This window comes from Herbidospora yilanensis, assembly GCF_001570565.1.
Lineage (GTDB): Bacteria > Actinomycetota > Actinomycetes > Streptosporangiales > Streptosporangiaceae > Herbidospora > Herbidospora yilanensis.
In genome coordinates this window covers 55616-67337 of the sequence record NZ_BBXE01000019.1, presented here as the reverse complement: position 1 = coordinate 67337, position 11722 = coordinate 55616, and the positions used below count along the sequence as shown (strand labels likewise).

Below are 11722 nucleotides of genomic sequence, written 5' to 3'. Positions count from 1 at the left end.
GTTACTCCGGCTTGTTGGCCCAGATGCCGCGGACGTGCTGGATGTGGTGGCCCATGATGTGCTCGGCCGCGGCCCGGTCGCCGTCGATCAGGGCGTCGAGGAGTTCGACGTGCTCGCGCGCCGAGTCGACCAGCTTCCCGGCGTCGGCCAGGCCCTTCAGCCCGTAGAGGCGGGCCCGGCCGCGCAGTTCGCGCACCACCTCGACCAGGTGGGCGTTGCCCGCCAGGCTCAGCAGCTCGACGTGGAAGCGCAGGTCGGCGTTCACGTAGGTGAGCAGGTCGCCGCGCTCGGCCGAGCTGACGATCTCGCGGGCCAGCGGGCGCAGCCGCTCGAAGTCGCCCTCGCGCCCCGACTCGGCCAGCCTGGCGACCGTGGGCACCTCGATGAGGCGGCGGATCTCGGTGATGTCGTCGAGGTCGGAGTCGGACATCTCGGTGACCCGGAACCCCTTGTTGCGCACCGCCTCGACCAGGCCCTCTTTGGCCAGGTCGAGCATCGCCTCGCGGACCGGGGTCGCGGAGACGCCGAACTGGGCCGCGAGCACCGGCGCGGAGTAGACGACCCCCGGCCTCATCTCGCCCGCGACCAAGGCGTCTCTGAGGGCTTGCGCGACCTGTTCGCGCAGGCTCTGCCGTTCACCCACGACCGGCAGGCCGAGTCCCTCTGCTCCCGCACTCATCCCACTCCCATCCGTGACATCGGATCTGGTGATCGTACCGGTTCGGACCGGTACGCGACCGCCTGGTCACAGCAGGAATCCCCGCGGGAACGGGTCCCGTGGATCAAGGAAGTACTGCGCGGTGCCGGTGAGCCAGGCGCGGCCGGTGATGTGCGGCACCACGGCCTGCCGGTCTCCGACGGTGGCCGTTCCCACGAGGCGTCCGGTGAACTGCGTCCCGATGAACGACTCATTGGTGAAATCGGCATCGATCGGCAAGTCGCCCCGGGCGTGGAGCTGGGCCATGCGGGCGCTGGTGCCGGTGCCGCACGGCGAGCGGTCGAACCAGCCGGGGTGGATGGCCATCGCGTGCCGCGAGTGCCGGGCGGTCGACCCGGGCGCGAGGAACTGCACGTGGTGGCAGCCGCGGATGCCGGGGTCCACGGGGTGGACGGGCTCGTCCTCGTTGATCGCGTCCATGATCGCGAGACCGGCGTCCAGGATCTGCTGCTTGTACGCCCGGTCGAACGGCAGCCCCACCGACTCGATCGGCAGGATGGCGTAGAAGTTGCCGCCGTAGGCCAGGTCGTAGGTGAGCTCGCCGAACCCGCCGACCTTCACGGTGCGGCCGAGGCCCTCGACGTAGGAGGGCACGTTCTCGATCGTGACCGACTCGGCCACGCCGTCGCGGACCGCCACCGACGCGGTGACCAGGCCGGCCGGGGTGTCGAGCCGGATCGTGGTCACGGGCTCGACGACCTCGACCATGCCGGTCTCGACCAGCACGGTCGCCACGCCGATGGTGCCGTGGCCGCACATCGGCAGGCAGCCGGAGACCTCGATGTAGAGCACGCCCCAGTCGGCGTCGGGCCGGGTGGGCGGCTGGAGGACGGCGCCGCTCATGGCGGCGTGGCCGCGGGGCTCGTACATGAGGAGGGTGCGGACGTGATCGAGGTGGGCCATGAAGTGCTCGCGGCGCTCGGCCATGGTGGCGCCGGGGATCACCCCGACGCCGCCGGTGATCACGCGGGTGGGCATGCCCTCGGTGTGGGAGTCCACCGCGTGGAAGATCCTTCGGGTGCGCACGTCACATGACCTTCTCTGTGGCGGCGCTGATCTCGGCCGCGACGTCGGCGGGGAGCGGCAGGCGGGGCGGCCGGCAGGCGCCGCCGTTGAGCCCGGCCACGTCCATCGACAACTTGATCGCCTGCACGAACTCTACCCGCGCGTCCCATCTGAGCAGGGGGTGCAGATCCCGGTACAGCGGCAGCGCGGTGGTCAGGTCCCCGGCCGCGGCGGCCCGGTAGAGGTCGACGCACCTGCGGGTCACCGAGTTGGGGAACCCGGCGATCCAGCCCTTCGCCCCCGCGGTGAGCAGTTCCAGGACGACGTCGTCGGAGCCCACGAGCAGGTCGAGCTCGGGAGCCAGCTCCCTGATCATGTACGCCCGCCGCACGTCGCCGGTGAACTCCTTCACCGCCACGATCAGGCCCTCGCCGAACAGCCGGGCCAGCAACGCCGGGGTCAGGTCGACCTTGGTGTCGATCGGGTTGTTGTAGGCGACGATCGGCAGCCCGGCCTTGGCGACGGTCCGGTAGTGCTCCAGGACCGCGCCCTCGTCGGCCCGGTAGGCGTTGGGCGGCAGCAGCATCACGCTCGCGCACCCCGCGTCGCGGGCCTGTTCGGCCCAGCTCAGCGCCTCGCGTGAGCCGTAGGCGGCCACGCCGGGCAGCACCCGCTCGCCGCCGACGGCCTCGACGGCGGTCCGGACCACCCGGGCGCGCTCGTCGGGCGTGAGGGTCTGGTATTCGCCCAGCGAGCCGTTGGGCACCACGCCGTCGCACCCCTCGTCGACGAGCCGCCGGCAGTGGGCGCCGAAGGCGTCGTAGTCGACGGTCAGGTCTCTCGTGAAGGGGAGTGCGGTGGCCACCATGATTCCGTGCCAGGGTCGGATCACGCGTTGTCCTCTCGATCGTGCAGGGTCAGGTCTGCGAGGGTGATCGGCTGGGCGAACGGCCGTTTCTGGGGGGCCGGCTCATGCCCGGTGAGCCTGGCGACGGCGTGGCCGCACATGCGGCCCTGGCACCAGCCCATTCCGGGCCGGGCCAGCAGCTTGACGGTGCGGGGGTCGTGCGCGCCGAGGTCGCGGGCCTCGTCGATCGCGCGCAGGGTGACCTCCTCACAGCGGCAGACGACGGTGTCGGGCGTGAGCCAGTCACGCCAGCCGTCGCGTACCGGATAGGACAGGTCGAGGGCCCGCGCGAACCGGCGCAGCCGCGCCTTCTCGGCGAGCAGCCGGGGCGGCGGTTCGCCGACCAGGGAGTGCACGGCCAGCGCGCCCTCGACGACGGCGCCGGGCGCCCCCGCGACCCCGGTGACCTCGCCGGCGGCCAGCACCCCATCGACGGAGGTCCGCTGCCGGTCGTCGGTGACGACGTGGTCGCCCTCGACCGCGCAGCCGAGCTGGAGCAGCAGGTCGACCTGCGGGGTGAAGCCGTAGCCGACGGCGACGGTGTCGCAGTCGACGGTGCGCCAGGCGTAGGGCCGCCAGCCGGGGGTGAGCCGGGCGACGGTGACGCCCTCGACGGAGTCCTCGCCGTGGGCGGCGACCACGGCGTGCCCGGTCCGGTACGGCACCCGCGCGGCGGCCAGCCGCCGGGCGTAGCCCAGCGCCTCTCCGGCCTTCGACGGGACCCGGGCCAGCGCGGCGGCCATCCGGGGCGAGGGCCGGTTGGCCTCCAGGACCTCCTTGACCCGCACCCCCGCGTCGAGCAGTGTGACCGCGACGGGCAGCAGGAAGGGCCCGGTGCCGGCCACCACCGCCTCCTCGCCGGGCCTGATCCGCTCCCCCTTCACCAGGGCCTGCGCGCCTCCGGCGGTCAGCACGCCCGGCAGATCCCAGCCCGGGAACGGCACGACCCGGTCGTGGGCGCCGGTGGCGACCAGCAGGGTGGCGGCGGTCGTGGTCGCGGACGCGTGGACCCGGAAGCCGCCGGAGGACTTCTCGACCGCCCAGACGCGCTGCCCGAGCATGACGTCGACGCCGGTCAGGCGGGGCGGCGCGGTCCCCCGGAGGAACTGGCCGCCGGGTTTGGCGTAGGCGTCGAGGAGGGCCACGCGAAGGCCCCGCGCGGCGGCCACCCTGGCGGCGGTCAGCCCGGCGGGCCCGGCCCCGACGACGGCCAGGTCGTAGGTCATCCGGTCACCTCGTCGCCCGCGCGGGCCACGGTCTGGCAGGCGCGCTGGTCGGGGGTGCCGTTGACGGTGAGCAGGCAGTCGAAGCAGGCGCCGACGGCGCAGAAGAGCCCGCGCGGCCGGCCGCCGAACCGGGTGGTCCGCCACGACCGGATCCCGGCGGCGTGCAGGGCGGCCCCGATCGACTGGCCTTCCTCGGCGGCGACCGGGCGTCCCTCGAACCGGAACTCGATCACGCGAACCTCCCCGGGGCGAAGGGCGCCGGATCGACCGCCGGCCGCGCGCCGGCGATCTGGGCGGTGATCATCTCGGCGGTGGCCGGCGCCAGGCCGATGCCGGCGCCTTCGTGCCCGCAGGCGTGGAAGAGGTTCCGGAGACGGTGGTCGGGCCCGATGACCGGCAGATGATCCGGCGAGTACGGCCGCAGCCCCGCGTAGGCCCGCATGACCTGCCGGTCCTTGAGCACCGGGAACAACCCGATCGCCTGCCTGGCGAGTCTCGCCAGGACGGGGTAGTCGATCGCCGTGTCGTGGCCGACCCGCTGCCGGGAGGCCCCGATGAGCACGGTTCCCGCCCGGGTCGACTCGATGACGGCGGAGGTCTCCAGCCCCTCGGCGTCGCTGGCGACGTTGGTGACGTAGGCGGCCGTGTAGACCTTGTGCCGGACCGGCGGGACCGCGAACGGCTGCGTGACCAGGATGAACCCCTTGCGCGGCCGGATGGGCAGCGGCGCCTGCGGGAAGTTCCCGGCCCACGTGCCCGCCGCGTTGACGACGGCGTCGGCGTGCAGGTCGCCCTGCCCCGTGCGCAGCCCGGTCACCCGGTCTCCGGAGACGAGAAAACGCTCCACGGCGGTACGGACCAGCCGCGCCCCGGAGGCCTTCAGCAGGCGCGCGGCGGCCAGCATGGGCTGCACCTGCGCGTCCTGCGGGTAGTGCAGGCCCCCGGCGAGGCCGTCGGCGATGTGCGGCTCGAAGTCACGCAGGTTCCCGGCCGCGACGGGGACGGCGGCGACCGCGCCCGAGGCGGGCGGCGTGGTCTCCGGATCGCCGGGGCCGGCTCCGGCGGCCCGGGTGTGCCGGCGCTGGGTCTCGGCGAAGGCAGTGAGGGCGTCGAGGACCTCCGGTGTCTCGGCCACGACGAGGCCGCCCTTCGGCTCCCACTCGAAGCCGCCGCACTCCTCGGCCAGCTCTCGCCAGAGGTCGTTGGACCTGAGGGCCAGCTCCAGTTCCGGTCCCGGCTCCTTGTCGGACACCAGGATGTTGCCCTCGCCCGCGCCGGTGGTGCCCGACGCCACTCCCCCGCGATCGACTACCGTTACTCGCACACCGGCCCGCATAAGGGCATAGGCGCATGAAGCGCCCACGATCCCGGCGCCGACCACGAGAACGTCCACGGTTTGTACCATGTCACATGACATATCGGGCCGCAAGAGGGACCACCCCCCACCGCACCTAGCATTGACGCCGTGAAGCGTCTCTTCTCCTCCGTCTGGACCCCTGCCGCCCGTGACATGCGGGCCTGGGCGCTGGCGGCGGTCGTGGTCAACGCGGGCATCACCGTCACGGGCGCGGCGGTGCGGCTCACGGGGTCGGGGCTCGGCTGCCCGACCTGGCCTCGGTGCACCGCCGACAGTTTCGTCCCGGTCCCCCATCCGGACCACTCGCCCGTCAACACCGCGATCGAGTTCGGCAACCGCATGTTCAGCCTCCTGGTGCTGGCGGTCGCCATCGCGGTGTTCCTGGCCGCGTGGAGGCTGAAGCGGCGTTCGCTGATCCCGCTGGCGCTGGTCCAGCCGCTCGGCGTCGTCTTCCAGGCCCTGTGGGGCGGGCTCGTGGTGCGGACCGCGCTCAACCCGGTCACCGTGAGCGTGCACTTCCTGGTGTCGATCGGGATGATCGCGGCGGCCTACATGCTGTTCGCCCGGTCGGCCGAGGGCGACGGGCCCACCGTGCCCGTCGTCCATCCGTGGATCGTCACGCTGGGCCGCGTGCTGACCGGGGCCATGCTGGTCCTGCTGGTCGCGGGCGTCGTCACGACGGGCACCGGCCCCCACTCCGGCGACGAGCGGGCCAGCCGGTTCGACTTCGACATCGAGGTCGTGGCGCGCGTCCACGCAGACGTCGTGTGGGTCGTCGTCGGGCTGACCTTCGCGCTGCTGTTCGCCCTCTATCTGACCAGGGCGCCCGAGCGGGCCAGGAGGGCCGCGCTGATCCTGTTCGGCGTGGAGATCGCGCAGGGGATCATCGGGTACGTCCAGTACTTCCTCGCCGTCCCCGCCGTGCTGGTCGGGTTCCACGTGCTGGGGGCGGCCCTCGTGTGGATCGCGACCCTGCACGTGGTGCACACGCTGCGGGAACGCAGCGAGATCACCGAATTCGCGAACCACGAGACGGTCGCCCGCATCTGACCCTTCGTGAAACGAGCCGTCTTCCGGGGCGCCGTCGCGGCCAGCCTGGCCGCACTGGCGCCCATGACCTGGGCGTGGTTGTCGAGTGAGGGCCACCGCGCCGACACCAACGATCCCGGCTGGACCGCCGGGGTCCCGGCCGCGCCGGTCGCGCTGGTGCTGGGCGCCGGCGTGGTCGGCGACTGGCCGACCGCGATGTTGCGCGACCGCCTCGACGTCGGCGCGGCGCTCTACCGGGCCGGGAAGGTCAGAGCGCTGCTGCTGTCGGGCACCAACCACGTCAAGGAGTACGACGAGCCCACGGTCATGCGCGACTACCTGCTGGGCAAGGGCCTGCCGGCCGGCGCGCTCGTGCTCGACTACGCGGGCCTGGACACCTGGGACTCGTGCGTCCGCGCCAAGAAGATCTTCGGCGCCTCCCGCGTGACGGTGGTCACCCAGACCTTCCACCTCCCCCGCGCGGTCACCCTCTGCCGGGAGGCCGGGCTGGACACCTTCGGGGTCGGCGACGACTCCCAGCGGAAGTACGCGCTGACCACTTACGTCTACGCCGCCCGCGAGTTCTTCGCGACCGGCAAGGCCTTCCTCGACGCGGTCGTGCTCAGGTCCGACCCGAGGTTCCTGGGGCCCTACGAGAGCTCGCTCGACACCGCCCTCGCGAAACGTTCATAGATCCACCTGCGCGGACGTCACCGCGGCTGGCCGGAGGACCGCGCCGCCGGTTATCGTTTCCGTGACCTCGTGACCGCGGAAGCCCGCCACGCCCTGCCGTGGCGGGCTTCACGCGTTCATCGGCCCGGCTTGGGCCCGGCTGTCGGCCCGGCAATCGGCCCGGCTATCGGCAGGTGCCGGCCGTGACCGTCGGGGTGCCGCCGCCGCTGAAGTTCGACAGGAAGCCGATCGTGATCGTGCCGCCCGGCGGGATCGTGGTGTTCCACGACATGGGCCGGAACGTCAGCGTCGTGCCGCTCTGGGTGTGGACGGCGTTCCACGCCGAGGTGACCGTGGCGCCGGCGGCGACGGTCGCGGTGGCCGTCCACGAGGAGACCGGGGTCGAGCCGGTGTTGCGGATGGTCACGCTGCCCTGGAATCCGCCGTTCCAGGCGCTCGCGATGCCGGCCGTCACGGTGCACTGGCCGGTGGGGTTGGGCGTCGGGCTCGGGCTGACCGGCGGGCACGACGGCGCCGGGGTCGGCGCGCCGGGCTCACATCCGGCGGGGTACGACGGGCTCGGGCTGACCGGCGGGCACGACGGCGCCGGAGTGGGCGCGCCGGGCTCACATCCGGCGGGGTACGACGGGCTCGGGCTGACCGGCGGGCACGACGGCGCCGGAGTGGGCGCGCCGGGCTCGCAGCCGCCGGGGTACGACGGGCTGGGCGTGGGGGACGCGGTGCCGCCGAAGACCACGTCGGAGCAGCTGTAGAAGGTCTCGGCGCTGTCGCTGCGGGTCCAGACGGCGTAGATGACGTGCCGGCCGGTCCGCACCGGCAGGGTGGCGGTCCAGCGGTAGGCGCCGTTGTCGAGCGCGGGCTGCGGGTCGGCGGTGAAGAAGGGCTGCTCCTCCATCATCGACCAGGTCAGCGGCTGGCTCGGGTTGTAGCCCTGCTTGGTGACGTAGAGGCGGAACGCGCCGGGGTGGGGCACCCAGGCGCCGTAGACGAAGTCGTAGGCGGCGCCCGAGGTCAGGTTGGTCGAGGGCCAGTCGGTGCGGGGCTGGTCGTAGGCGGCGTACTTGGGGTTGCCGCCGGAGCAGATCTGCCCGTCGGGGATGTAGCCCCGGGTGCGGCCGGCGCCGTCGGAGCGCAGCACGCCGTACCAGTCGTACAGGGGCTGGGTGCCGCCCTGGGCGACGGCGGCGGCGCAGGCGGCGTTCTTCGGGATGATCTGGCCGCCGGTCAGGCCGTCGACGTAGCACGCGTAGGTGCGGCTGGCCGGATTGGTGGTGGCCCCGTGGGCCTGGGCCGTCGGCGATGCGACGACCATCGCCACGAGTGCCGCCAATGCGGCCACCACGGCGATCAGGGGTCGGGTCACGATGCGGTCCTCTCGGTCGGGGGCATGCGTCATACGCCCTCCGGAAAGACGGCCCACCCGGAAACAGGGGGCCCGATGACCTGCGTGACGATCCGGACGATGACACCGGCCCCGGCGGGCCGTCGAGGAGACGGCCCGCTTCCGGGCGCTGACCTGCGGAAACCCCTGAACGTTTCAGCCGCAGTAGATGTCGGCGATGGTGGGGGCCTCCTTCGCGTCGCCCTTGAAGCCCGCCACCTCGGTCGCGCCCGGCTTGAGCACCTTGTTCCACTTCTCGGCGTGGATCATCACCGACGGGCCGCTCTGCATCCACGTGCCGTTCCACGACTGGGTGATCTTCGCTTCGAGCGGGACGTTCCACTGGACGTACCAGTCGTTGATCGGCGCCGTCCCGGTGTTGGTGATCTTGGCCTCACCCTGGAAACCCCCAGGCCAGGTGGTGATCAGCTTGACGTCGGCGGTGCACTTGGCGGCGGCGATGACCGGTGCGGGCGAGGGGTGGAAATGGACCGTCTCGGCCGGTCTCCCCACGATCCGCCAGGCGATCAGGGCCGCGCCGGCGACCAGGACGAGGACGGCAAGGGCGGTGAGGGAGTTTCTCTTCAACGGGGGCCCTCCAGGCGTGACGGATCGACGATCGTCACGTGGGTTCGGGCCCGCCGGAATTGAAACACGGCCCCCGGCCGGAGCGCCAGGGGCCGTGTCCCGGACGGGTCCCTACTTGACGTCGGCCGCGGAGGACGACCAGTAGAGCGCCTTGGCCACCTGGGCGAACAGGCCCTTGGGGTGGTTGCGGAACATCGGCTCGGTGCCGAACATGACCACGGCCGCGCCGCGCTCGTCCCGGCCGCTGACCACGGCCGCCTGGCCGCGGGCCGCGTCCTGGCCGCCGGTGCCGTTGGCGTTGGCCCGCCAGTGGCCGCTGACCAGCGGGCCGTCGGTCGCGTACGCCTGCTCGACGCGGACCTCCGGGCCGAGGCCGGTGAACCAGCGCGGCGAGTAGACGAACGAGTTGGCCGGGGCGTCGCCGCCGACGGGGCCGCCCGGCGAGGTCACCTTCACCACGCCGTTGGCGTCGCCGCGACCGGCGACCGGGGTCACGGTGAGCAGCCCCGCCGCGCCGTTGAAGGTCGAGCCGGTGCTGCCGCGGGTGACCACGCCGCCCGTCGTCAGGTAGGCGTCGAGGGCCGCCTTGGCGTCGGCGTTGAGCTGGGCGTAGCTGAGGCCGCTGGAGACGAAGAGCACGTCGGTCGTGCTCCAGTCGAACCCGGCGTTCAGCACGGCCGTCGACACCGGCGTGACCTGGAAGCCCAGCTCACGCAGGGTGAACAGCTCGTCGGCCGAGACCGCGGCGGCGACCCGGACCTGGCCAAGCTTGGCGCCCGTGGCCGACGACGCCTGCCCGAAGTCGACGCCGTACTTGCGGGCGGCGCCCTCGGCCTGGCGGCGTGCCGAGGCGGGGATCACGGCGGTGCCGTCGTCCGCCCAGGTGACCTGGACGCCCTGGCCGAGCAGGTCGTTCAGGGCCTGGATCTCCCGGCCGTCGGTGACGCGCAGCGACAGCGCACGGCTCGTCCACGGCACCGTACCGTCGAGGTCGGCCTTGTCGACCTCCTTGGTGTCGGCCCGCAGAGAGCTCACCGAGTCGACCGTCGCGCCCCAGAGCAGCGCGTGGCTCCAGCCGGAGATGTCGTACATGGAGTCGACGCGCGGGGTGATGTCCGCGCCCGCCTCCAGCATCACGTTGGCCAGGCCGCGCTTGGGCTGGTGCATGTCGACGATGTAGGAGCCCTCGGCGTAGCGCTTCCCGTTGGCCGAGAACGCCCGCTTGGCCTTCTCGACCCGCACGTCGTTGGCGATCAGGTGGTCGACCAGGCGCGCGGCGGCGGTGGCCGAACGCTGCCCCTCGCCCGCCGGGATCACGTAGGCGCGCGGGAAGGTGGTGTTGTAGACGTCCTCGGGGCCGAAGCCCGGCACGATGTCCAGCGGCACCTGCTTGGAGGCCTCACCGGCCGCGCCCCGGCGGAACGTCTCGATCTGGTCGGCGATGAGCTGGTCGTGGCGGTCCTGCACGAAGGTGTAGGTCGCCCGCATCACGGCCGCCGCGATGTCGGTGTTGATCCTGGCCCGCCGCTGGAGCTCCGCGACCGGGAGGTTGTTGTAGTCGGCGTTGTTGACCCGCATCGGGAACTCGATGGTGTGCGAGGCCACCGCGCCCTGGAACGGGGCGTACTGCGGGGTGAAGATCGGGGGCCAGTCGTCCCAGCCCTCGGCGTCGTCGCGGAACGGGATCTGGGGCGGGTTCACGCCGTCCTTCTCGGGCGTGTAGCCCAGGCCCAGCACCGCCTGCTCCATCGCCAGGCCGTTGGCGTAGGTGTTCTTGATGAACAGGTCGTACTCGTAGTTGGCGCCGTGGGGCGGGGTCGTCGGCTCGATGAGGGTGCCGTTGACGTAGCCGTGCAGGTCGATCATGGCGACCGGCTGGGTGTCGATCATTACCTGGCGCATCGCCTGGACCTCGGGCTGCGAGGCGGTGATGAAGTCGCGGTTCATGTCGAAGCCCGAGCCGTTGGCGCGGGTGTTGCCGAACCGGCCGTCGGGGTTGGCGGTGACGTTGAAGTAGAGCCGGGTGCGGTTCAGCAGGTCGACGATCTTCTTGTCGTCGCTGGTGGCCAGCTCCTCGATCACGCGCAGGGCGGCGTCGGTGCCCTCCCACTCGTTGCCGTGGATGTTGTTGTTGACGAAGATCGGCGCCTTGTACCTGCCGGGCAGCTTGCGGTCCTTGGCGGCCTTGGCCGAGTCGTTCTCGATGCGGTCGCGGATGGCGTCCTGCTCGCGGGCCTGCTGCTTGCTCTCCGGCGCCGTGACGGTCACCAGGTAGAGGTCGCGGCCCTGAACGGTCTTGGTGATGATCTCGACGCTGACGCGGTTGCTGCGCGCCTGGAGGGCGTTCAGCTTCCCGGCGATGGCGTGGTAGGGGGTCAGGCCCAGCTTGATGGAGGCGTCGGCCGGGTTCTCGGCGGGAACCGGCAGGCGGGTCTGGCGCGGGTAGCCGCGCTCCTTGTCCCGGAAGTCCCGGAAGAAGGGGAACTGCTTGAGCCGCTCGGTGGCGGCAGCGGGGGTCGTGTCGCCCGCCAGGGCACGTAACGTGGCGGCGGCGGCCGGGTCGGCGGCGCCGAAGGCCTCCTCGTTACGCTCGGGACCGTTGCCGAAGTCGCGGGTCGTCACCCCGGGCGGCGGGGTCGGCTCGGCGAGTGCCGAACCCGTCGGAACGAGGAGCGTGGCCGCGACGGCGACGCTCAGGAGGGCGGTGGGGGCACGCAACAGAGAACCTCCGTGATCAGAGTGCGTGCCCTAATTCGTAGTGATCGAATGTGAAATAACACAAGATTTGTAACTGGAGCGACATGGAATCCATGTAAAC

The 11722-nt window shown here is 72.1% G+C and carries 11 protein-coding genes; 2 read left to right on the top strand and 9 right to left on the bottom strand.

All coding sequences use genetic code 11. The features are described 5' to 3' along the window. Position 1: 1 nt before the first annotated feature. The 6 genes from AW273_RS13005 to AW273_RS12980 form a co-directional block, all read right to left on the bottom strand. Positions 2-679, bottom strand: coding sequence for a GntR family transcriptional regulator (locus AW273_RS13005; protein ID WP_062348553.1), 678 nt, complete (start codon positions 677-679; stop codon positions 2-4). A 66-nt stretch (positions 680-745) separates the two neighbouring features. Continuing rightward, positions 746-1744, bottom strand: a complete 999-nt coding sequence (locus AW273_RS13000; protein ID WP_062348552.1) for a proline racemase family protein — start codon at positions 1742-1744, stop codon at positions 746-748. A 1-nt stretch (position 1745) separates the two neighbouring features. Beyond that, entirely contained in the window at positions 1746-2615 is an 870-nt protein-coding gene (locus AW273_RS12995) for a dihydrodipicolinate synthase family protein (protein ID WP_232327361.1), read from the bottom strand. Then, positions 2612-3856, bottom strand: a complete 1245-nt coding sequence (locus AW273_RS39085) for an NAD(P)/FAD-dependent oxidoreductase (protein WP_062348551.1) — start codon at positions 3854-3856, stop codon at positions 2612-2614. The genes AW273_RS12995 and AW273_RS39085 overlap by 4 nt, the downstream gene beginning before the upstream one ends. After that, positions 3853-4089, bottom strand: a complete 237-nt coding sequence (locus AW273_RS12985; protein ID WP_062348550.1) for a (2Fe-2S)-binding protein — start codon at positions 4087-4089, stop codon at positions 3853-3855. Before AW273_RS12985 ends, AW273_RS39085 begins: the two co-directional genes overlap by 4 nt. Further along, a complete protein-coding gene (locus AW273_RS12980) occupies positions 4086-5261 on the bottom strand; it encodes an NAD(P)/FAD-dependent oxidoreductase (RefSeq protein ID WP_062348549.1) in 1176 nt (391 codons plus the stop codon). Before AW273_RS12980 ends, AW273_RS12985 begins: the two co-directional genes overlap by 4 nt. Positions 5262-5321: 60 nt before the next feature. Here AW273_RS12980 and AW273_RS12975 point away from each other — a divergent pair, with 60 nt between their 5' ends. Continuing rightward, on the top strand, positions 5322-6263 hold the full coding sequence (locus AW273_RS12975; RefSeq protein WP_232327359.1) for a COX15/CtaA family protein: 942 nt from the start codon (positions 5322-5324) through the stop codon (positions 6261-6263). Between the two features lie 6 nt (positions 6264-6269). Then, positions 6270-6935, top strand: coding sequence for a SanA/YdcF family protein (locus AW273_RS12970; RefSeq protein ID WP_062348547.1), 666 nt, complete (start codon positions 6270-6272; stop codon positions 6933-6935). Positions 6936-7098: 163 nt separating this feature from the next. On the opposite strand, the gene AW273_RS12965 is transcribed toward AW273_RS12970, so the two are convergent. The 3 genes from AW273_RS12965 to AW273_RS12955 all read right to left on the bottom strand — a co-directional run bounded on the left by AW273_RS12965 (position 7099) and on the right by AW273_RS12955 (position 11622). Beyond that, the gene (locus tag AW273_RS12965; protein WP_232327358.1) at positions 7099-8298 is read right to left on the bottom strand and encodes a lytic polysaccharide monooxygenase; all 1200 of its coding nucleotides are present in this window, start codon (positions 8296-8298) and stop codon (positions 7099-7101) included. Positions 8299-8472: 174 nt separating this feature from the next. Then, complete coding sequence (locus tag AW273_RS12960) at positions 8473-8904, bottom strand: cellulose binding domain-containing protein (RefSeq protein WP_062348545.1); 432 nt, start codon at positions 8902-8904, stop codon at positions 8473-8475. 111 nt (positions 8905-9015) lie between these two features. Beyond that, the gene (locus AW273_RS12955; protein ID WP_157555757.1) at positions 9016-11622 is read right to left on the bottom strand and encodes a M14 family zinc carboxypeptidase; all 2607 of its coding nucleotides are present in this window, start codon (positions 11620-11622) and stop codon (positions 9016-9018) included. Positions 11623-11722 lie beyond the last annotated feature (100 nt).